This is a genomic window from Pseudomonas sp. AN-B15, from assembly GCF_019056475.1.
GTDB classification, from domain to species: domain Bacteria; phylum Pseudomonadota; class Gammaproteobacteria; order Pseudomonadales; family Pseudomonadaceae; genus Aquipseudomonas; species Aquipseudomonas parakoreensis.
Map to the genome: position 1 here is coordinate 4,576,354 of NZ_CP049737.1, position 21,639 is coordinate 4,597,992.

Consider the following 21,639-nt stretch of genomic DNA (forward strand, 5'->3'; position numbering starts at 1 on the left):
ACACAGCGGAGGGTTGGTCACCGTGCATATCGCCGACATCACCATGTTCTACGCCCCGGCCAGCGGTGGCGTACGCACCTATCTGGACGCCAAGCATCGTCGGCTGGGCGTCAAATCGGGCATTCGTCATAGCCTGCTGATCCCCGGTGCACATTTCAGTGAACACGACGGCGTCTACACAGTGCCCGCACCTGCCCTGCCCTTTGGCAAAGGTTATCGCTTCCCCGTGCGTCTTGCGCCGTGGCGCAATGTCCTGCAGGACTTGCAACCGGAGCTGATCGAAGTCGGCGACCCGTACCTGACTGCCTGGGCGGCGCTCGACGCGCGGCGTCACCTGGATGTACCGGTGATCGGCTTTTATCACTCGGATCTGCCGTTGCTGGTGAGCAATCGCATGGGCCATTGGCTCACGCCGAATGTCGAGGCTTACGTCAGCAAACTGTACGGCAACTTCGACCGGGTGCTGGCGCCGAGCCAAGTGATGGCCGATAAACTTCGAGGCCTGGGGGTGCGCAACGTGTTCGTGCAACCGCTGGGGGTGGATCTGCAAACTTTCCATCCTGGCGCCCGCGACAAGGGTTTGCGCGCCGAACTGGGCATTGCCGAAGACACCCGTCTGCTGATTTTTGCCGGACGCGGCTCCAAAGAGAAAAACCTGCCAGTGCTGCTCAAATGCATGCAACGCCTCGGCCCGCGCTATCACCTGTTGCTGGTCGGTTCATCGATGCCCGCCGTGGTTCCGGACAATGTCAGCGTGATCGACGGGTTCTGTCCTGCCGCCACCGTGGCGCGATTAATGGCCAGCGCCGATGCCCTGATCCATGCCGGCGATCAGGAAACCTTCGGTCTGGTGATCCTCGAAGCCATGGCCTGCGGGATTCCGGTGCTCGCCGTGGCGGCCGGTGCGTTTGAAGAAATCGTCGCCGAAGACTGCGGTTTGCTCTGTGCACCGAACAACCCGCAAGCCATGGCCAATGCGGTGCGCGAGCTGTTCAGTCGCGGCTGTCTGAAACTCGGCCAACAAGCGCGACAACATGTCGAACGACGTTACTCCTGGGACAGCGTGGTCGACAGCCTGCTCGGTCATTACCACGCGGTGCTCGGTCACTCGCGGCAAAGAGTGGCCAATGGCTGATTCCTTGAATGACCGCGCAGTGTTGCTGGTGCTGCACGACGTGGCGCCGTCGACGTGGGCGGATTATCGGCCATTTGTCGAGGCGGTCGACGCAATGGGTGGCGTGCCGATGACCTGGCTGGTCGTTCCGGATTTCCATGGTCACGATGCGCTTGAGGCTCATCCCGCGTTCTGCCGAATGCTCGGCGAGCGGCTTGTCCGTGGCGATGAACTGGCCTTGCACGGCTATTACCATGACGACCGCGAGCCAGCCCCGACCACGCCCCGTGACTGGTTCATGCGCCGGATCTACACCCACGAGGGTGAGTTTTATCGGCTGTCCCGGGAAGCGGCGCAGGCTCGCCTGCGCCATGGCATCGAACTGTTCCGGCGCAATGGCTGGCCGTTGCACGGCTTCGTCGCCCCGGCCTGGCTGATGAGTGAGGGCACCCGCCAGGCCCTTCGTGAAACCCCATTGAGCTACACCAGCGACCCGCAACATCTTTATCAATTGCCGGATTTCACCGCCATCAACGCCCCGGGTCTGGTCTGGAGCGCGCGCAGTGCCTGGCGCCGGGGTTTGTCAAAAATCGTCAGCGAACAGCGCCAACAGCACTGGCGCGACGCCGCGGTGATTCGTCTAGGCTTGCACCCGGTAGACATGCGCCACGCCTTCGCGCGTGATTACTGGCTGCAAACCCTTGAACGGCTGCTGGCAGAAGGACGCACGCCCATGAACAAAATCGACTGGCTCACCGATCACCGCGAGCGAATGGAGCGCGCTGCATGAGTCGCGGCATTGTGTTGTTGATCGGCCTGCTCGCCGCTGTACTGATCCCGGTGCTGCTCGGCGGCGGCGAGATCGGCGCGCGGTTGCAGAACTTTCCGCTGCACTGGCTGCTGATCATGTTCGGCATGATTCTGCTCTGCTGGGGCATCAACACCCTGCGCCTGCGCTTGCTGCTGGGCGATCAGCGCGATCGGGTCACGCCGCTAAAAAGCCTCTGTGTGGTGATGGCCGCGGAGTTCGCCTACTGCGCCACTCCCGGCGGCAGTGGCGGGCCGCTGACGATCATGGCCTTGCTGGCGCGCTGCGGTGTGCGCCCGGCCCGTGGCAGTGCGGTGTTTGCCATGGATCAGTTGAGCGATCTGCTGTTCTTTCTCTGTGCCTTGAGCGGCATCCTGATTTACGCCTTGTTTCAGCACCTCAGCGATCGTCTGGAGTGGCTGCTGATGGTCAGCGCCGTGTCACTGTTCGGTGGGTTGTTCAGTTGCGTGCTGCTGGCGCGCTACCACCGTCGCCTGATTCTTCTGAGCGGACGCCTGCTCGCCCGCCTCAACGTGCAACCGGCCTTGCGCCGGCGCTGGGCACGCAAGCTGCTGCATTTTCTCGATGCGTTTATCGACACGCTCAAGTTGCCGTGGCATACGCTGATCAAGGTTTTCGCCCTGACCTGCATGCACTGGCTGCTGCGTTACAGCGTGTTGTACCTGGCCTTGCGCGGGCTGGGCGCGGACCTGCAGTGGGCCTGGAGTTTTCTGGTGCAGATGCTGTCGCTGGGGGCGGGTCAAATGAGCTTGTTGCCCGGTGGCGCGGGGGCGGCGGAACTGACCTCGGCAGCGCTGCTGGCGCCGATGGTCGGTAAATCCACCGCGGCGGCAGCGATTCTGATCTGGCGGGTGGTGACGTTCTATTTCTATCTGGTGGTGGGCGGCCCGGTGTTTCTGTTGATGCTCGGGCGGCCGCTGCTCAAGAAGCTGCTGAAGATCAGGCAGGCTTATCAGGTTCGTCCGCCTGCTCCTTGAGTTGCTCCCACAACTCGGCGGCGCCGGGAAACTCGGTGCCGTCTTCCGGGCTCAGGTCATCCGGGTCGTAGCGGCTAAGACAGCCCTCACCCAGGGTGGCCGGCGCTTTCGAAGTGGCTTTGTCCAGTGGGTCGCTCACGGCAGTTCCTCAAGGGCTGAAACGAAAAAAGGGCCTGGGACGATTGAACGCCCAGGCCCTTCATTATTCAAGTACGCGTGGGTTCGATCAGAACACCACGGTCTTGTTGCCGTGCACCAGCACGCGGTCTTCGAGGTGATAACGCAGGCCACGGGCCAACACCATCTTCTCGACGTCACGGCCGAAACGCACCATGTCTTCGATGCTGTCGCTGTGGCTGACGCGCACCACGTCCTGCTCGATGATCGGACCGGCGTCCAGCTCTTCGGTCACGTAGTGGCAAGTCGCGCCGATCAGCTTCACGCCGCGCAGCGACGCCTGATGGTACGGCTTGGCACCGACGAACGACGGCAGGAAGCTGTGATGAATGTTGATCACCTTGTGCGCGTACTCGCGGCACAGCGCCGGCGGCAGGATCTGCATGTAGCGCGCCAGCACCACCACTTCGGCGTCGTGCTGTTTGACCAGACGCGAGACTTCGGCGAACGCTGGCTCCTTGTCCTGCGGATTGACCGGGACATGGTAATAAGGAATGCCGTGCCACTCGACCATGCTGCGCAGGTCATTGTGGTTGGAAATCACGCAGGAGATTTCGCAATCGAGCTCGTCGCTGTGCCAGCGGTGCAGCAAGTCGGCCAGGCAGTGGGATTCGCGGCTGGCCATCAGCACCACGCGTTTCTTCTGCTCGGTGTCAGTAATGCGCCAGTCCATCGAGAACTCTTCGGCAATCGGCGCAAACTTCTCGCGCAGCACTTCAATACCGAACGGCAGCGAATCGGCGCGGATCTCGTGACGCATGAAAAACCAGCCGTTCTGATTATCCGAGTGGTGGCTCGCTTCGGTGATCCAGCCGTTGTGGGATGCCAGAAAGTTACTGACTTTGGCAACGATGCCAACGCGGTCAGGGCAGGAAATCACCAACCGAAAGGTGCGCATGAGGGGGAAACTCCAGAACTTCGCAAAGGCGGCCATTCTAGCGACTGTGCGCGAAATCTGCAGTAATGATGAGCACTTGCCGCAGAGGGCGCGGTTCATGGCGCCTGAGCGCACTGTACGACGAAGCGATGATGCGCCGGTGAAGCTGTTCGGCCAGATAATTGTGAATAATCGTGATGACTGCATCACATTATTTAGATGACCATTCAATTTACCGGTTATTTCACGTAACTAATTCAAATAAAAAATACGCTTAAATGTTTACTTGATGAAACAGCCTGACTATTATTGCGGCACTGTCCCCTGCCATTCAACACATCCGCATAAGGTAGTTACCATGTCCTTGATCAACGAATATCGCGCCACCGAAGAAGCTATCAAAGAGCTGCAAGCGCGTTTGAAAAATCTGTCGCAAGACGACAAATTGCAAGCCGAGCTGGAATTCGAAGGCAAACTGCGCACCCTGATGGGCGAATACTCCAAATCCCTGCGCGACATCATCGCCCTGCTGGATCCGGAATCGAAAACCAAAGGCACCCGTGGCGTCGCAGTCAAAACTACTGGCACCAAGCGCGCACGCAAAGTTAAACAATACAAAAACCCGCACAACGGCGAAGTCATCGAAACCAAAGGTGGCAACCACAAGACCCTGAAAGAGTGGAAAGCCAAGTGGGGCGGTGACGTGGTTGAAGGCTGGGCTACCCTGCTGGGCTAAGCCGCAATGCCTGTCGCAGACTGATTCTGCGGCCCATGAAAAACGCCAGCTTACGCTGGCGTTTTTTTATGCCCGGTATTTCATGGGCACACTATGTTCGATTTCAAAGATTCAAACGTTTGCGCAATGCCTGGACATAATTCTGCCACTCATTGAGCACTTGATTCTGTATCGGTGTCGCATTAAGCGCCCATTGCTGCGCGGCCTCGGCGAAAGATTGCAGGGTATTAGGTGCGCCCATGTGCGGCTCGGACAAACGCTGCTGGCAGAATATTCTCCAGCGCTCTTGCTCGGCAAAATTCAACGTATCGGGAAAGTTGCGTGCGCGATATCGAAAGAGTAATTCCGGCAGACGTTCGTCATCGAACGGCCATTGCTCTTGCGCTAATTGCGCCGGATCCGCTGTCCTCACTTGCTCGCATAGACGCCGATCACGATCACCGATAAATCCATCGTACAACTGCTGTTCCGGATCTTCATTCGGGGTGAAGTCTTCGCTGGCATAAATTGCCGTAACTTTATCTTTCCAAACTTGTTGTGCGTCACTTAGCCGCAGCGCGCGCGCCTGGTAGAGCGCCATGTCCAGGCCCAGACGCTGCTGATCGTCGGCACGCAATACCGACAACGGCGCCACCACCGGGCAGCGATTGATGTGAATCAGTTTGAGCGGCACCGGAAACTCCCCCTCGGCGAGATCATCGCGACGGGTGTACAGGCGCTGACGCAGCGTTTCGGCGTCCAGATCGAGCAGACCTTGCGGGTCAAGGTGCAGATCACAGACGATCAGGGCATTGCGATTGCGCGGATGCCAGGCCAATGGCAATACCACACCGACATAATGGCGCGCCGCCGAGAAGCGTCCGGAGATGTGCACCAGCGGCTGTAACAGGCGAATCTGATCCATGACTTTCTGTTTACTGCGCAGTTGAAACAGCCAGTCATACAACTTCGGCTGTTTCTCGCGGATCAACCGCGCCAGGGCGATGGTTGCTCGCACGTCCGAGAGCGCCTCGTGAGCATGCCCATGGTCAATGTTGTTGGCGGCTGTCAGGCGTTCGAGCTTGAGGGTGACCTTGCCTGCGTCATCGGTCGGCCAGACCAGACCGTCGGGGCGCAACGCATACGCGGCGCGTACCACATCGATCAGATCCCAACGACTGTTGCCGCCCTGCCATTCACGGGCATACGGGTCGAAGAAATTGCGATAGAGGCTGTAGCGGGTCATCTCGTCGTCGAAGCGCAGGGTGTTGTAACCCGCACCGCAAGTACCGGGTGCCGCCAGTTGCGCATGCACCCGAGTCATGAAATCGGCTTCGCTCAAACCCTGTTCGGCGAGACGGCTCGGGGTGATACCGGTAATGGCGCACGCCGCCGGGTGCGGCAGGATGTCTTCACTGGGCTGGCAGTAGAGGTTGACCGGTTCGTCGATTTCATTGAGATCGTGGTCGGTGCGAATCCCGGCGACCTGCAGCGGGCGGTCATTGCGCGGATTGATGCCGGTGGTTTCGTAGTCGTACCAGAAGATTGAAGTCACGGGCGGTTCCTGAACTTGAGATCGGCAAAGTCTAGGCGTTCAACCGCCATTGCGGCCAGCGCCGTGTCATTCGGCCAGCCTGCGCCACACGCGGTGCAATACATAGTTATGTCGTTTTCCCCCAAGAGGCTGCTAGCATCGGACAAACCTCGTATCCCGATCCGGCCCCATCAGGTAGCCCATGCTCGAGAACACAGCACTGCCACGGAAAGCACCGCTGAACCCGCCACTCGATACCCGCCATCCAGTGGAAACCCCGGAGGGCATCGACCTGCCGTTGCGCCCGGCCGGTCTGATGGTGCGCAGCCTCGCCTTCGGCATCGACCTGGGCATTCGCGGCGCCATCCTCGGCGGATTGTTCCTGGTGCTGGCGTTTCTTGGCCAGCTCGGCATGGGCCTGGGTTCGTTGCTGCTGTTTGCCGTCAGCTGGTGGTACATGGTGCTGTTCGAAGTGCTGCGTCAGGGCCGTTCGCCAGGCAAGCAATGGATGGGCCTGCGAGTGATTCACGACAACGGCACACCGGTCGGCTGGTCGGCGTCGCTGCTGCGCAACCTGCTGCGTTTTGTCGATCTGCTGCCGTTCGGTTATGCCTTCGGCGCCATCAGTTGCCTGCAACATCCCACCTTCAAACGCCTGGGCGACATCGCCGCCGGCACTCTGGTGGTCTACAGCGAACCGGCCCTGCTTCGCCCGCAATTACCCGACGTCCAGCCGCGCCGCTCGCCCGTACCGCTCAACCTCAGTGAACAACGGGCCCTGCTCGCCTTCGCCGAACGCCAGGCCGAACTGTCGCCGGCGCGGGTCAATGAGCTGGCCGCGCTGCTCGCCCAGCCGCTGCACATCCCGACGCCCAAAGCGGTCAGCGAGCTCAATGGCATCGCCCGCGGCCTGTTGGGTCCGACATGAAACAGAGTCTTTTCGAAGCTCGCCACAAGGCCGAATGGGAGCGCTTCACCCTCGCTCTCGAACGCCTCGAACATGGCAAGGACACCTCGCAGGCAGCCAGTTTCCCCAAGGCTTATCGACGCCTCTGCCAGCATCTGGCATTGGCGCAGGAGCGCGGCTACAGCAGTTTTCTGATCGACTCGCTGCAACAACTGGTGTTGCGCGGCCACCAGCAGCTGTATCGGCACCGCAGTCGCTTCGCCGCCAACCTGCTCGGTTTCATCCTCGCAGACTTCCCCCGGCTGGTGCGCGCCGAGTGGCCCTTCGTGCTGGCCGCCGGACTGGTGTTTTTCGGCAGCCTGATCGGCTTCGCCTTGCTGGTGTATGCCTTTCCCGAACTGATCTACAACCTGATCCCCGCCGAACAGGTGCGCGAGATGCAGAGCATGTACGACCCGGTGGCCGGGCACCTCGGGCGCTCGGCCGAACGGGCGGCCAGTGAGGACTGGGTGATGTTCGGTTATTACGTGATGAACAACATCGGAATCGCCTTTCAGACCTTCGCCAGCGGTTTGCTGCTGGGCGTGGGCAGCGCATTTTTCCTGTTCTACAACGGGCTGGTCATCGGTGCGGTGGCCGGGCACCTGACCGAGATCGGTTTTGGCCAGACGTTCTGGTCATTCGTGATCGGCCACGGCGCCTTCGAGCTGACGGCCATTGCCCTGACGGGGGCGGCGGGGATGAAACTCGGCTGGAGCGTGATTGCGCCCGGGCGCCTGACGCGCGGCGAGGCGCTGGTGGAGGCCGCGCGCAAAAGTGTGCTGCTGGTGTGCGGGGTCATGCTGTTCCTGTTGATCGCGGCGTTCATCGAAGCGTACTGGTCGTCGAAGACCGGGGTCACACCGCAGATCAAATACGCGGTCGGCGCTGCGTTGTGGATCGCCGTCGCGGCTTATCTGCTGCTCGCCGGAAGGACACGCCATGCGCCTGAGTGATGCCACCGTGGCGATCCGCCCGCGCAGCAGCTGGGAGGCCATGGACCTGGGCGTGCTCATGAGCCAGCAGCATCGACGCCTGCTGATGACCAGTTGGGCCATCGTCACCTTGCCGTTGTTCGCCATGCTGACCTTGTTGCTGTGGGATTCGCCGTCGCTGGCGGTATTGATTTTCTGGTGGCTGAAACCGGCGTACGAGCGCCTGCCGCTGTACATCCTGTCCAAGGCCCTGTTCGGCGAAACGCCCACGCTGAAACAGGCCCTGCGCGAATTTCCACGGCTGTTGAAACCACAACTGCTGGCCAGCCTGACCTGGCGCCGCCTGAGCCTGAGTCGCAGCTTCCTGCTGCCGGTGGTGCAACTCGAAGGCCTCGACGGCACGGCGCGTCAGCAACGCTTGCAGGTGTTGCTGCAACGCAATGCCGGCGCCGCGCAATGGCTGACGATCATCGGCATGCACCTGGAGACCGCGCTGTGGATCGGCCTGATGGTGCTGTTCTACATGCTCCTGCCACAGCAGATCGAAACCGACTGGGACTGGCAATCGCTGATCCTCGACAGCGATCACCACTGGCGTTGGCTGGAGCACCTGACCAACGCTTTCTACGCGCTGGTACTGGTGGTCTGGGAACCGATGTATGTCGCCTGCGGTTTCAGTCTGTATCTGAACCGACGCACTGTACTGGAGGCGTGGGACATCGAACTGGTGTTCCGCCGTTTGCGCCAACGCCTGAACGGCAGCGCTCTGGGCCTGCTGTTGGCCGTCTGTCTATGGTTGCCGACAGTGCCACCGGCGTGGGCGAATGCGCCGGCCAACGCCCCGGAGGCACCTCGCCTGCTGAATCAACCGCTGACCAGTCAGGCTTCGCACGACAGCATCAAGGCGCTGCTCGAACAACCACCGTTCAAGAACAAGGAAAGCGTGACGCGCTATCGCTTGGGTGACGACCCGGCAGCCCCGGCGGAGGGCAAACCCGGCGAGGCCCCGCAATGGCTGAAAACCCTGCTCGGCTGGCTCGACGGTCAACGCTTCAATGCTGTGGCGGTCTTGATCGAAGTGCTGCTGTGGGGCGCGTTGCTCGCGGCTATCGGCTGGCTGATCTGGCGCTACCGCGAATTCCTGCGCACCTTCGTCAGCCGTCGGCCGAAGCCGCCCGCCCGTGTCCGGCCACCTGCTCCACAACAAGCATTCGGCCTTGACCTGAACCCGCAATCCCTGCCCGACGACATCGCCGCCAGCGCCGAACAACTCTGGCAAACCCAGCCGCGCGCCGCGCTGGGCCTGCTCTATCGCGGATTGCTCAGCCGTCTGCTGCACGATTTTGCCCTGACCTTGAAACCCGCCGACACCGAGCATCAGGTACTGCTGCGGGTTGAGCAATTGCAGCACCCTGAACTGCTGGCGTTCAGTCGCAGCCTGACGCTGCACTGGCAGAACATGGCCTATGGGCACCGCATGCCGGCGGCCCATCTGCAACGGGAACTGTGTGACGGTTGGCGCGCCTTGTTCGACCATGGAGCGCACGCTTGAGCCGGCGCAGCGCGTGGTTGCTCGGCGGGCTGATCGTCGCGCTGCTCGCAGCGTTGAGCGTTTATCTGTACGTCAAGGCCCGGCCCTATCAGGAAGTGATCGATCACGGCCCGTCGCCCCAGGCGCAAGCCAATCCTTATCTGGCGGCAGAAATGTTTTTGCGCGAGCACGGACTCAACGTCAGCCATGCCGAAACGCTGGCGGTGCTGCCCGATATTGATCCGCGCCGGCACACCCTGCTGTTGTTTGGCGAGCGTTCGCGGATGACACCACGGCAGGTTGATCAAGTGTTGAACTGGGCTCGCGCCGGCGGGCGAATCGTATTCGTGGCCGAAGCGTTGTGGGACAAGCAGGCCAAACAGAGCGATGACCTGTTGCTGGACCGGGTGCAGTTGCACCAGTCGCTGAGCAAGGATCTCAAGGAACCGCCGGCGGACCTGGCCGATGACCCGTACCCGAACCTGACCAAACTCTACCTCGAAGACGAGGACGCGCCGGCCTACGCCGGTTTCGACACCGCGTTCCATCTGGACGACCCGAAGAATCTCGCCCAGGCCTGGGCCAACAGCGCCAGGGCCACGCACATGATGCAATTGCCCTACGGTGTCGGCTCGATCACGGTCGTCACCGATGCCGAGCTGTGGAAAACCCCGGCCATCGCCAAGTACGACAACGCCTGGCTGCTCTGGTACCTGAGCGCCGACACTGACGTCACGCTGATTTACAGCACGGCGCACGATGGTCTGCTGACCTTGCTCTGGCGTTACTTCCCGCACGCCATCGTCGCCCTGCTGGCGCTGATCGGCCTGGGCCTGTGGCATGTTGCTGTGCGCCATGGGCCACTGCAGGCACCTGCCCCGAGTGGCCGTCGCCAGCTGCAGGAACACTTGCGCGCCAGTGCCGACTTCATCCTGCGCCACAACGGTCAGCACACGCTGTTGCAAGCCCTGCAACAGGACGTGCTGCGCCGCGCTCGCCGCCGCTATCCCGGCTTCGACCAGTTGAACGTGGCTGAGCAATGGCTGGTGCTGTCGCGCCTGACCCGACAGCCGACCCGCGCCATCAGCCAGGCCCTGAGCCCGCTGCCGAAACAGCGCATGAGCAGCGCTGATTTCAGTCGCCAGGTGGCCCACCTGCAAACCTTGAGGAACACGCTATGAGTGAACAGATCGAGCCCGGCAGCGCCACCCACGCCGCCCAGCAACGCCAGCGTGCCAGCCAGTTGGCGCAAGCGGTGCGCGGCGAATTGCAGAAGGCCTTGATCGGCCAGAACAGCGTGATCGACGACGTGCTGACCGCGTTGATCGCCGGCGGCCATGTGCTGCTCGAAGGCGTCCCCGGACTTGGCAAGACGCTGCTGGTTCGCGCCCTGGCGAAATGCTTCGGCGGCGAGTTCGCACGCATCCAGTTCACCCCGGACCTGATGCCCAGCGATGTCACCGGCCACGCGGTCTACGACCTGCAAAGCGAACAATTCAAGTTGCGCAAAGGGCCGCTGTTCACCCACCTGCTGCTGGCCGACGAGATCAACCGTGCCCCGGCCAAGACTCAAGCCGCCTTGCTCGAAGCCATGCAGGAACGCCAGGTCACCCTCGAAGGCCGGGCGCTGCCGATACCCCAGCCGTTCATGGTGCTCGCCACGCAAAACCCGATCGAACAGGAAGGCACTTATCCACTGCCGGAAGCCGAGCTCGACCGTTTCATGCTCAAGGTGCGCATGGATTACCCGGAGGCCGAGCAGGAGTTGAACATGGTGCGTCAGGTCAGCCGCTCGACCCGCGCCGACATGCTTGATGTACAGCCGCTGCGCACGGTCCTGCAGGCCAAGGACGTGCAGGCCTTGCAACGCATCGCCAGCGACCTGCCGATTGACGACCAAGTGCTGGATTACGCGGTACGACTGGCACGCAGCACCCGCTCCTGGCCCGGCCTGACCCTCGGCGCCGGCCCGCGAGCCTCGATTGCGCTGGTGCGCTGCGCCCGCGCCCGTGCGTTGCTGCGTGGCGGCGAGTTTGTGCTTCCCGATGACATCAAGGGCTGCGCGCTCTCGGTGCTGCGCCATCGGGTGCGAGTAGCGCCGGAGCTGGACATCGAAGGCCTGCAGGTCGATCAGGTACTGCAGCAGTTGCTCGACCAAGTGCCGGCGCCGCGTCTGTGAGGATCCAGAAAAGATCGAAAGATCGCAGCCTTCGGCAGCTCCAACAGGGGATCGCGCTCTATGCAGGAACTGCCGCAGGCTGCGATCTTTTCAGCAGACAAACCGGTGCAGCACCATGAAACCCTCACGTCTGTTGTTGATCTGGCTCGCCGCCCTGTGCCTCGTCGGTATCCTCACTGGCACGCTACAAGCCCTCGACATCGACGTGCCCGCCCCGCTGTCGGCGATCAACTGGGGCTTGCTCCTGGCGCTGCTGGTACTGGCGATCATTGATGCGCTGCGCCTCAGCCACCTGCCGTCGCCGCGCCTACAGCGCCAGACGCCCGGCAGTCTGGCGCTCGGACGCTGGAGTGAGGTACGGCTGCAGCTCAGCCATGACTTCAACGGGCCGGTCGCGGTGGAGATTTTCGACCATGTGCCACAGGGGCTGAGTTTCGAAAACCTGCCGCAGGTGGTCGAACTGCAACCCGGGCAATACAGCGAGGTCGGCTATCGCCTGCGCCCGCTCAAACGTGGGCACTTCAGCTTCGAGCATTGCGAAATCAATCTGCCCAGCCCGTTCGGGCTGTGGACAGGCAAACGCCTGCTCGACGTGAGCGGTGAGATCCGCGTCTATCCGGACTTCGCAAAACTCTACGGTGGGCAGTTGCTGGCGGTGGACAACTGGCTCAGCCAACTCGGTGTGCGCCAGCGCCAGCGTCGCGGGCAGGGTCAGGAATTTCATCAGTTGCGCGAATTTCGCGAGGGCGACAGCCTGCGCCAGATCGACTGGAAAGCCACCGCCCGTCAGCGCACGCCGATTGCCCGCGAGTATCAGGACGAGCGTGATCAACAGATCATGTTCATGCTCGATTGCGGCCGGCAAATGCGCAGCCAGGATGGCGAGCTGTCGCATTTCGACCATGCGCTGAATGCGTGTCTGCTGCTGAGCCACGTGGCCCTGCGTCAGGGTGATGCCGTGGGGCTGAGCACATTCGCCGCCGCGCAACCGCGTTTTCTCGCACCGATCAAAAGTTCAAGTCAGCTCAAGGTCCTGCTCAACGCCGTCTATGATCTGGACAGCAGTCAGCGTCCTGCCGACTATTCAACCGCGATCAATCAGCTGTTGGCGCGGCAGAAGCGCCGGGCGCTGATCGTGCTGCTGACCAACCTGCGTGACGAGGACACCGAAGACCTGCTCGCCAGCGTCAAACGTCTGAGCCAGCAGCATCAAGTGCTGGTGGTCAGCCTGCGCGAGGAAACCCTCGATCGCGTGCGCAATGCCCCGGTACAAACGCTGCCCGAAGCACTGGCTTATTGCGGCACGGTGGATTACCTCAATGCCCGGGCAGAGTTGCATGAGCGGTTGAATGCGCAGGCAGTTCAGGTGCTCGATGTACAGCCCGGAGAGTTGAGCGCCGCATTAGTGACTGAGTACCTCAACTGGAAGAAGGCCGGAACGCTCTGAGCCCGGCTGCCGTTCCCTCACAAGTTCTCAGTTACGGTAATAAACAACTCCTCGTAGGCCAAAAAGGTTTGGGCGTTCAGCTTTTCCCGACCTGCTCGCGGGAAGATGAACTTGACGTACGCGATCCCGTCAGCGTTGGACCTCATCGAGCCCAGCGACGAATTCGAATAGAACCACGCAATATTTCTGTTGGCTACAGGCTGCCCTGTCTGCTGGTCAATGATTCTGACTTCGACATGCGCCTCGCTGCCGACAACATTTCGCGGTGAAAGATTAGTGATGCGCTCAAACATGGGAATTTGTGCAGGATCGAATACGTAAAAAGTCCATGTTTTGGAACTTCCAAGACCGACACTCGCTTCGAGCCTGTTCGGCCCCAACTCGATCGGGCTCAGTTGCAGTGTCGACTTGCCATCCATATCTGTAGTGGTGACAAGCAGGTCCAGGCCGGGGATCCGCCACCGGACTTTAATCCCTTCCAGCGGCTTGCCATCATTCCGGGAAACTACACGCACAACCGCGCTGACTGACTGCCCCAAGTTGATGTCAGTGTACAAACTGGTCAACGACTCAATCACCGGCACCAGCCCGCCATACACCAACTGCGCCATATCCCAACCGCCTACTCCACCACTGACCGTGGCAGACAATACGTCATCCTGTTCAGCCGGATAATTAAAGGTCAAACGCGCAAGCCCCTCCTCATCCGTCACCGACGGCGTCAAGGCACTGCCTGCAAAATCCCAGCGCACCTGCACCCTCGCCAGCGGCAAACCGGTGCGTGCCGACACCACTCTGGCAATGGCTTGCGCGCGGTCCTCATTGGGTGGCAAACGAGAATCTTCCGGTTCGTACAACTCGCTGATGACGCGCGGTTCTTCAAGCGTATAGGGCAGCTCGACCGACTCCGAATGCGCCGTCTCTCCCACCGTCGCCGTCACTACCGCCGGGCCCGGCGTCTGCGGTTTGAAGCGCACAGTGGCAACACCATAAAAGTCGGTCAGACGGGTGGTCGTCCCCAAATCCTCATTGCGCCAGGTCACCAATACGCCGGCGATACCTTGACCGGAAACGGACGACACCACTTTCACCTGCTCGACCAGTTCCTGCTCCCATTCCAGCACTTGCTGAACGCTGGTACTGGTGAGCAGTTTCCACACTTGCTCGCCCTCCCCCAGCGACATCGCGTTGGCCGGCGACAGGCTGGCCAGACGCTCAGCCCCGAGACGCAAGGCGAAGCCACCGTCCTTCAAGTCGGCACAGCGCAAGGAATAGCGCAGAAAACCGAAGGCTGAAGGCTGGCGTGGCGCGCCGAGCGCGGGTTCGAAACTCAGCCCCAGTTCCACTGGGCCAATGCCGGTCAAACCCAGGGTCAGTTTCTGGTCGAGCAACGGGCTGCCCTCCGGGAACAGTACCTCGATGGCATGTGAGCCATTGCGTCGTGGAAAGTACGTGTGTTTGCCCCATGAATGTTCATCATGTCCATCGAACCGCACCCGCACATCTTCCCAAGGGTCACGGGCAAGTGCCGTAAAAGACAGGGCACGCTGCTCCTCATAGCCATCGAACAGGCTGTGCACATGGGCCACCACCTCCTGCTGACCCGCCGTGCCCGGCAGCAGGCCAAACCCCGACCAGCCGAGGTCATCGCTGGCGACGGTGTCGGAGCCGATTGCGCTCTTCCACTGCACCGCCACCTGCGCGACTGCCTGGCGGGTGAAAGCCGAGACCACCCGGATCCAGCTCCAGGCTTTGTCCTTGCCAACAACAGCATCGACTGCGGACTCATGCCAGTCTTCGATTCGCAACTTGTTATGGCCGAGCTGCATCGGAGTCGCGCTCATGGGCCGACTCAACGCAGGTAGATAAAGCTCAAGCGTGAAGTTGCCAGTCGCTTTGCTCAAACTTAGGTCCAGTGTCCATTCGAGACCGCCGTCAGCAAGTGGCCGGGCAATATCGGGCGCCGGCTCGATCTTCGCACCCAGCTCATCGGCCGGCGTTCCCTGCCATATCAATATGGCCTGCAATCCCACCAGAGGGCTCAAGGCATTGGGCAGGTAACGCAAAGTGTGCGTGGCCCCGATGCAGGGAAACATTCTCTGACTGGCGCTTGTCGCAGTCACCTGATCCAGCATCACCGTCAGTTCATCCACAAGCGCTGTAGAGATCAGCCGACCGAACAACTCCCGGGGCGCGGCCAGTACCGGACTGCTCAAGGTCAGGCTGAACAGACTGCTGGTACTCGAGTCGACTTGCGAACAGAACGTCCACTCCAGCCCGCTTGCCTCAAGCTTGCGCGGCTCGCCGATAGACGTGACGGTCAACCCGATTCCCGGCGACGCCCCTCGCCATTGCAGCGTCACCATCTGGTCAAGCAGCACACTGCCGGCCGTGGGTTCGACTTTCAGTGTGTGTGGGGCTCCGCGCCAGCACAGTAACCCCAGCTCGGCCAGATCGACGTCTACATCGTCGAACACAATCCTGACCTGATCCTTCCACGGACTGCTGGCCAGCGCCTTCACTGCAAACGGTCGCTCTATCGGCACCGCTTCATCGTGGGCCAGCACGCGAGCGGTCACCACCCGTTCACCGGCGTGGCCTGGTTGATACAGCACACTGGCCCAGCCGCCGATCCCCGATCGGGTGACAATCGTGCCTTCGGGCATCTGCCAGTCCACCCGTGCATTGTTGACCGGATCGCCGTCGCCACTGGTGACCACATGCACCACCTGTACCCGCAACAGAACACTTTCGCCTTCGTCCACCACGGGAAACTTGTTGGCCTCCTGAACGTCACCAATGCGCACCAGATTGCGTGCCAGTGACATCGGTTTTCTGTCCGAACGCAGCAATAACTTCGAGCACGAAAGCTGCAACTGAAAACGCCCGTCAAGCTCGTCCCGGCAGTCCAGTTCCCAGCTCAGGTCGGCGGCGCTGGAGGGCACCCATTCTTCCAGCTCGGGACGTACCTCCACACCCAACTGTGCCGCGCTATCGCCTTCCCAGTGCATGGCCAGCTCAGTGCCACGTAACGCCTCAGGCAGCCGGACACCCAGCTGATAAGTCAAACCCCGATTGGGATAACCGGTCTTTTGCGCCCAAGACGAGGTATCGTCTTCTACCACGGCCAGCACGTCCTTCCATGGATCGGTCGCCAGCACACGAACGTCCAGCTTCGTGGTCTCGACCCCGCTGGCGTAGTAAGGGCTCGCCACCGAGGCCAGAATGGCAATGTCCCCTGCCGCAACGGGCAGATAATCGACATACGCCCAGCCTTCCGGGTCAGTGGGGGTCGTACTCAGCACACCCTGCTCTTCTGTGGCCCAGGTCACTGTGCGTCCAGCCAGAAACTGACCGGTGTACCAGGACGCTACGCGCACCCCCAGACGCACTGATTGCCCCAACTCCAGCACCGGGAAATACGCAGCCTCCAGCACCTCATCGAACATCAGCCGGTGATGCCCCAGCGAGACCTGCATCGAGTAAGGCTCGGCGGTGAACTGGTTCACCAGTTGCAGCGTGAACAAGTAAGGTTCCTGATCACCGATCAATGGACATTGAAGGAGCCACGGTGAATCCAGTGGTTGATCCACGCCCCAGGCAGGGGTCGCAATAATGGCGCCTTGTGGATTGTCATCGCTCACCAACGCAGCGTTGGTGTGCAACCAGGGACTGTCGGGGGCGAGTATGAACTCAAGCCGGTGCTGCAAGTCCCCCATCGCGCCCAGACCCAAGTGAACCGGCTCGCCAGGTAACAAATGCTCTGCGTCTACCTTCACCGTGCGCACCTGCGGCAGCGCCAGGTGCAATTCCAGGCGAATGCGGGTGATCAAAACCCGCAGGTGATAGTCCTCGGGATCAGCATTTTCCGGAGCGACGATTGTGAGGCGAATCTTGTCCTCGCGCTGCCCCGGAAATTCCAGCGAAGTGCTGCAGAACGTCGGTTTGAAATCCAGCGGCTGCCCATTGGCAATCCGGACCTGCTCCTCTGCAGCGTCGCGAGCGCTGCCCGGCGGCAACGGTATTTCTCCCAACGGGGTGCCATCTTCAGCCGTGATGAGTATGTTTCCCGGTTCGGTGTGCCGCGTTTCATACATGAAACTCAGCACATACCGGGCACTGTCACTTGGTTGTAAAGGTAAAGTGAACGTTTGATGGACAGAGGCAAGGTTTCCCGCAGCAAGCACTTTAATCTGCACATCTTCATACACTTCGCCTATGACTGAGATCTCACGTTCATTATTGCCCTTTTTCCAGAACTCCAGACCCTCACGGAAATCCCCATTGAGCACCAGACTGTCGTTGGCCTGAATCACGGGTTCAAACATGATGGTCAGCTCCTTGGTTATTACGTGAGCGGGACGTCAGCGCCCGGGTGACCAGGTCTTTGACGGCGAGGGTAAACGTCGGCTCACCGGCCTTGGCCGTGTACCGCACGCGCACAATGATGTCGGTAAGCGAGTTGAGCATCGACGCTTGCCGCTCGCATTTGGGCCAGGGAAAGTGCAACTGCCAGCGCGAAACCGCGCCGGTGTTCTCGAACGGGTTGAGCAAGCCCTCATCCGGTTTAGAGGCGTTCATGCCTGTGTCGGCGATCCCTGTCGATAAACCGATCTGCTGACCACTGCGCAGATTGAACAGCACCTCGTCCGGCGCCACCTTGCCCGCGGGACGATGCAGGTACTCGACGGACTGCGCCGTAGCCTGGGTAGCGATCATGCTGCCGATCTGCAGCAGCGTCGCCTGTAGATCCTGATAAGAGCCGAGCAGTCCGGGCGTATGGACCTCGACCAGGTTGATCAGCCGGCAATACTCGCCGGGGTGATCGCGATCGAATGACAGCTGCGTCAGCTGAAATTCCAGCGTGCCCTTGGCGGTCAGCTCATTCAGTGCCTGGCTCCAGTCGGAGAATCCCGGCTGCGGATCTTTCCGGTCATCGAACAAGCGTCGCAACGAAACGGTCTTGACCCGTTCCAGACGGCGTTCATGGCTTTGCAGGTACAGGCGGTCCATGCGCAGCAGGTATTCGCGCAAGTGCTCACCGGCGGTCAATCCGTGACGATTGTCCAGCCAGACCTGTGGTAACGCCTCAACGGTGTCGTAATTACCGGTTTCAGCACTCAACGACGCACGGGCACTCAGGCACAGACTGACCACCGCATCGTAAGCCTGATAGTGCAAGGCCTTGAGCTGGCCCAGGAGCCAACCGAACAATTCGGCGTTGGTCGCACGTTTTTTCAGGTAGTTGTAGAGCGTCAGCGCCTGACCGTTGGCCCGCAGGGTTTGCTCCAGACTCTTCCTGGCCGCTTCCAGGGCGAATGTTTGCGCGGTGATCTGCCCGGCCAGCGCCGCGACTTCGGCCAATGCCTGATCGCGTTGCAATTCCCACTCCCTGCGGCGCAGGCGGTAGCTTTCGGTGAGGGCTTGTTTATCTGCGTCGACCTGCACAATCATCGCGCCGAGCTCCAGACCATAGACCACGGCATCGGCGATTTTTTCTGGACGATGACCACCGTTGGCCACGCCGAAAATATTCGGCAGGGCCCCCACGACTGCGCCTCCGGTCTTGATCGCGTGCGTCCCTGCATTCATCCATTTGACGGCCTGCAGCTTTTCCATGACCTGGTATTCGGCATCGCTGATGTGTTCGTCGTACCAGGCGTTGTATCGTTCGGCCCGCTGCCTGGCCATGGTCTGACTCTGACTCAGGGCCGTGAGCCCCGCTTCAAGCTGGGCAATGGATTGTTCTTGAACCGCGCGGGCGTAATCGCCCAGTTCCTTGAGATGCTCTTGCTGCAGTTCTTCCAGCTCGGCCCGATCGCGCTGTTCCAGCAGGCGCAAAACCTGGCTGCCGTACTCCTGCAAGGTCTGCACGGCGCGCAATGCCGCCTCGTAGGTGACCCGCCAGCGGAAGGCGCCCACCACCAGACGTCCGCCCATCGGCCGCGGCAGGCCAACGCCGCCAGCGGCCAGATCGCGCAACAATTGATTGGGATCGGTGGGCGGGCTGAACAGCGCAACGTCCAGTGGTTTGCCATCCAGGGTCAGGTTGTTGCGCAAGTTGTTCAGACGCTGGCCCGGCCAATCGAACAGATCAAGCAACTGTTCGTTGATCGGCAGTTTGAACGGCTCGTTCGCCAGCAGGCCCATCAACGGTGACGCTTCGGCAGCCGGGGGTATGTCTGCCGGAGAAAACTGCAGTTCCTGCTCGAACTGTTCGAGCGCGGGGCGGTTCGTGCTCTGTCTCAACAAGTCGTCTACCGTCTGCGCTTGCCAACGAGTCACCGCGCGAACAGAGGGTGGCTTGCCCATCAGAAACTCGGCTTGTACGTAACACAGTTTTGCCGCCACCAGCGCATCGCGGGTGAGCTGACGGTAGTACCAGTCGCCCCAAGCGACCAGGTTTCTCACGTACTCGGTGAACAACAGAATCTGATAGTGCTGTGGCGCGGCATAGGCGATCGCATCAGGATCGGTGGGCATCTGTGCTTCGTGCCCGACTTTCCCCTCGCTGTACAGAGGACGGCAGCGCCAAAAACGAGGTTTTTTCGGCTCCACCGACGTTTCAACGGCTTGCGGATCGAACACATAGTGCAGCCAGTTCTGCGCTTCCAGATAGCGATCCTCAGCCCGCAAACGGGTCGCCACCAGATGCGGCAGATGAAAAAACAGCTCCCAGAAATACAGACCATTGGCCCCGTCGAACGCCCCGTTCGGCTCATCGATCGGTCCCGCAGCTGGAGGTGGTTCGGTCAGGAACTGGGTGTCCCAGTCCAGTACGGCATCCACGGAAACATTGCTGCGCTGCACCAGCTCCGGGCCGAACAGCGAATTCAAGCGCGTGCGGGACAACACACCAGGCTGCCTGAAGCCGATGAACTGCGCGGCATCCAGCGTATTTTTTTCCAGCGTCGGCGGCACGAAACGGGTGATTTTGGTCAGCGAGACTGTAAATTGCCTGCTGCCTTGTTCGGCGTTGCTCAAGGAGAACTCGACCAGCCCGGTGAATCCTCCTTTCAAGCGCTTGAGTTCCATCCATTGAGTGGCCCACCCCCCTGCAACCGATTCTGATGCCTTGACAGGTACAGGGTCGCCTTCTGCACCATTGCTCAGTGCCAACTCAAACTCGGCGCGCTCGCCGGTGTTTCCGCCCGTTGCCCGACACAGCCCCCTGACCCAGAGAAAATCCTCTGTACCCTTCTCCGAAAACACCGCCTGCAGCCCGTAATAACCCGTCAGCGGTCCCGAGGTCTCACTCTTGATCGCGACCACTGGCTGATTCTTCGGCGTCAGCGAATGCTGCAAGGTCAGAATATCGGTGAAGCGTTCATTGGCCAGATGATCGAGCCAAGTGCCGTCGTCTTCGGCCAGCGGACGAAAGAGCACATCACGCGTGGCGCGGACTTCCAGACCCGCCGGGCTGGTGAGCAATACACCCAGCCGTCCCTTGGGGTGAATCAGGTCATCGGCCAACGTCATCGCCAGCAACCGGGCATCCGCGCTGGTATCGCTGCCCTGATCAGCGCTGTACAGGCTCAGTGGTGCGGACCATTCCGCGTTCTGGCTCATGAACGCCAGGTTGATATCCAGCTTGGGGGGCACATAGCCGTTCACCCCTTTTTCGCCTACCTGATCAGACCATTCGGCCCACACCAGACACAAGCGTCCCGCCCAGACCAGCGGCCGTATATCCAGAACCCGGCCGCCCACCGGAATGTCGACGGGTTGCCATTCATTCCATGTCGCCGGGTTGACCGGATTGCCGGCAGTGGTGAGGTCGATGTCGGCCTTGCGCCAGTAATACTGCAACGGCTGCACCCGCTGACGACCGACGAAATAGTAAGTTGCACGGCTTGCCGAATCGCCCTCCAGGCAGGCGCTGATGACGTCCAGATTGCAGGTCTGTTCGAATGCCTTGAGGTATTCCTGCAACGCACGCCGCACCGAATCGTCGGTCAGACGCGTTTGGTTCAAGTCATTTTCCAGTGCCTTGAACAGACGGGTCTTGCGTTGCCGCACAAAGGGATTGATGAAGTTTTCCGGATAGTATGCGATCAACGTCAGTGCCGCCCAGTCGGGGTAATTGCTGTACAGCTCCCAGAGTTTCAAGTGTTCTGTCGGGAAAACCGTGTCTTTGTAACCCGGCTCAAGCTTGCGATAGGCCGCATGGATGAATTGCTGCGCGCAACTGGTCGCCTCGGCGACCCACGAACTTTGCACCGGGTAGTTGTCCAGCGGATCCATGCGCAATAACTCGAACAGATCCTGCGGCGTTTTCACGAAAGAGTAATTTTCCCTGGCAGCCTGACCGATGCAGTACTCGACCAATGCTGCGCGGCGTTTTTCCAACAAGGGAGACAACTTGCGTTGAGTCATGG

General features: G+C 60.8%; 15 protein-coding genes. 10 read left to right on the forward strand and 5 right to left on the reverse strand.

What is annotated here, in order from left to right; translation table 11 throughout:
* Positions 1-43: 43 nt before the first annotated feature.
* Genes GTQ41_RS20760 through GTQ41_RS20770 form a run of 3 tightly spaced genes read left to right on the forward strand, consistent with a single transcriptional unit; the run spans position 44 to position 2,920 of the window.
* Positions 44-1,135: a glycosyltransferase family 1 protein gene (locus GTQ41_RS20760; protein ID WP_196302445.1), complete on the forward strand. Its 1,092-nt coding sequence runs from the start codon at positions 44-46 to the stop codon at positions 1,133-1,135.
* The gene (locus GTQ41_RS20765; protein ID WP_047296074.1) at positions 1,128-1,904 is read left to right on the forward strand and encodes a DUF2334 domain-containing protein; all 777 of its coding nucleotides are present in this window, start codon (positions 1,128-1,130) and stop codon (positions 1,902-1,904) included. Before GTQ41_RS20760 ends, GTQ41_RS20765 begins: the two co-directional genes overlap by 8 nt.
* On the forward strand, positions 1,901-2,920 hold the full coding sequence (locus GTQ41_RS20770; protein ID WP_047296076.1) for a lysylphosphatidylglycerol synthase transmembrane domain-containing protein: 1,020 nt from the start codon (positions 1,901-1,903) through the stop codon (positions 2,918-2,920). The genes GTQ41_RS20765 and GTQ41_RS20770 overlap by 4 nt, the downstream gene beginning before the upstream one ends.
* Here GTQ41_RS20770 and GTQ41_RS20775 read toward each other — a convergent pair.
* Positions 2,883-3,059, reverse strand: coding sequence for a hypothetical protein (locus tag GTQ41_RS20775; protein WP_196302441.1), 177 nt, complete (start codon positions 3,057-3,059; stop codon positions 2,883-2,885). The genes GTQ41_RS20770 and GTQ41_RS20775 overlap by 38 nt on opposite strands.
* Before the next feature lie 87 nt (positions 3,060-3,146).
* Complete coding sequence (purU, locus tag GTQ41_RS20780) at positions 3,147-3,995, reverse strand: formyltetrahydrofolate deformylase (protein ID WP_003227580.1); 849 nt, start codon at positions 3,993-3,995, stop codon at positions 3,147-3,149.
* Between the two features lie 337 nt (positions 3,996-4,332).
* Here purU and mvaT point away from each other — a divergent pair, with 337 nt between their 5' ends.
* A complete protein-coding gene (gene mvaT / locus GTQ41_RS20785) occupies positions 4,333-4,710 on the forward strand; it encodes a histone-like nucleoid-structuring protein MvaT (protein ID WP_041068510.1) in 378 nt (125 codons plus the stop codon).
* Between the two features lie 103 nt (positions 4,711-4,813).
* On the opposite strand, the gene sbcB is transcribed toward mvaT, so the two are convergent.
* Positions 4,814-6,244: an exodeoxyribonuclease I gene (sbcB, locus tag GTQ41_RS20790; RefSeq protein ID WP_047296079.1), complete on the reverse strand. Its 1,431-nt coding sequence runs from the start codon at positions 6,242-6,244 to the stop codon at positions 4,814-4,816.
* 181 nt (positions 6,245-6,425) lie between these two features.
* Between sbcB and GTQ41_RS20795 the strand changes: the two genes are divergently transcribed.
* The 6 genes from GTQ41_RS20795 (at position 6,426) to GTQ41_RS20820 (ending at position 13,261) form a co-directional block, all read left to right on the forward strand.
* Complete coding sequence (locus GTQ41_RS20795; protein WP_047296080.1) at positions 6,426-7,151, forward strand: RDD family protein; 726 nt, start codon at positions 6,426-6,428, stop codon at positions 7,149-7,151.
* Entirely contained in the window at positions 7,148-8,125 is a 978-nt protein-coding gene (locus tag GTQ41_RS20800) for a stage II sporulation protein M (protein WP_047296303.1), read from the forward strand. Before GTQ41_RS20795 ends, GTQ41_RS20800 begins: the two co-directional genes overlap by 4 nt.
* Entirely contained in the window at positions 8,112-9,656 is a 1,545-nt protein-coding gene (locus GTQ41_RS20805) for a DUF4129 domain-containing protein (RefSeq protein ID WP_047296081.1), read from the forward strand. The genes GTQ41_RS20800 and GTQ41_RS20805 overlap by 14 nt, the downstream gene beginning before the upstream one ends.
* Positions 9,653-10,816 carry a DUF4350 domain-containing protein gene (locus GTQ41_RS20810; RefSeq protein WP_047296082.1) on the forward strand — a complete coding sequence of 388 codons (1,164 nt, stop codon included), beginning with the start codon at positions 9,653-9,655 and terminating at the stop codon, positions 10,814-10,816. Before GTQ41_RS20805 ends, GTQ41_RS20810 begins: the two co-directional genes overlap by 4 nt.
* Entirely contained in the window at positions 10,813-11,814 is a 1,002-nt protein-coding gene (locus GTQ41_RS20815; RefSeq protein ID WP_047296084.1) for a MoxR family ATPase, read from the forward strand. The genes GTQ41_RS20810 and GTQ41_RS20815 overlap by 4 nt, the downstream gene beginning before the upstream one ends.
* 115 nt (positions 11,815-11,929) lie before the next feature.
* Positions 11,930-13,261 (forward strand): DUF58 domain-containing protein, encoded by a 1,332-nt coding sequence (locus tag GTQ41_RS20820; protein WP_047296086.1) that lies wholly within the window; start codon positions 11,930-11,932, stop codon positions 13,259-13,261.
* Positions 13,262-13,278: 17 nt separating this feature from the next.
* Here the strand turns inward: GTQ41_RS20820 and GTQ41_RS20825 are convergent, their stop codons facing one another.
* Together GTQ41_RS20825 and GTQ41_RS20830 are read right to left on the reverse strand one after the other, a co-directional pair.
* The gene (locus GTQ41_RS20825) at positions 13,279-17,589 is read right to left on the reverse strand and encodes a hypothetical protein (RefSeq protein ID WP_052912772.1); all 4,311 of its coding nucleotides are present in this window, start codon (positions 17,587-17,589) and stop codon (positions 13,279-13,281) included.
* A complete protein-coding gene (locus GTQ41_RS20830; RefSeq protein WP_217325349.1) occupies positions 17,582-21,637 on the reverse strand; it encodes a neuraminidase-like domain-containing protein in 4,056 nt (1,351 codons plus the stop codon). Before GTQ41_RS20830 ends, GTQ41_RS20825 begins: the two co-directional genes overlap by 8 nt.
* Positions 21,638-21,639: the final 2 nt, after the last annotated feature.

Coding starts and splice junctions, on each gene's coding strand:
- GTQ41_RS20760 (WP_196302445.1), top strand. CDS start 44: ATGTTCTACGCCCCGGCCAGCGGTGGCGTACGCACCTATCTGGACGCC.
- GTQ41_RS20765 (WP_047296074.1), top strand. CDS start 1,128: ATGGCTGATTCCTTGAATGACCGCGCAGTGTTGCTGGTGCTGCACGAC.
- GTQ41_RS20770 (WP_047296076.1), top strand. CDS start 1,901: ATGAGTCGCGGCATTGTGTTGTTGATCGGCCTGCTCGCCGCTGTACTG.
- purU (WP_003227580.1), bottom strand. CDS start 3,995: ATGCGCACCTTTCGGTTGGTGATTTCCTGCCCTGACCGCGTTGGCATC.
- mvaT (WP_041068510.1), top strand. CDS start 4,333: ATGTCCTTGATCAACGAATATCGCGCCACCGAAGAAGCTATCAAAGAG.
- GTQ41_RS20795 (WP_047296080.1), top strand. CDS start 6,426: ATGCTCGAGAACACAGCACTGCCACGGAAAGCACCGCTGAACCCGCCA.
- GTQ41_RS20800 (WP_047296303.1), top strand. CDS start 7,148: ATGAAACAGAGTCTTTTCGAAGCTCGCCACAAGGCCGAATGGGAGCGC.
- GTQ41_RS20805 (WP_047296081.1), top strand. CDS start 8,112: ATGCGCCTGAGTGATGCCACCGTGGCGATCCGCCCGCGCAGCAGCTGG.
- GTQ41_RS20815 (WP_047296084.1), top strand. CDS start 10,813: ATGAGTGAACAGATCGAGCCCGGCAGCGCCACCCACGCCGCCCAGCAA.
- GTQ41_RS20820 (WP_047296086.1), top strand. CDS start 11,930: ATGAAACCCTCACGTCTGTTGTTGATCTGGCTCGCCGCCCTGTGCCTC.
- GTQ41_RS20825 (WP_052912772.1), bottom strand. CDS start 17,589: ATGTTTGAACCCGTGATTCAGGCCAACGACAGTCTGGTGCTCAATGGG.
- GTQ41_RS20830 (WP_217325349.1), bottom strand. CDS start 21,637: ATGACTCAACGCAAGTTGTCTCCCTTGTTGGAAAAACGCCGCGCAGCA.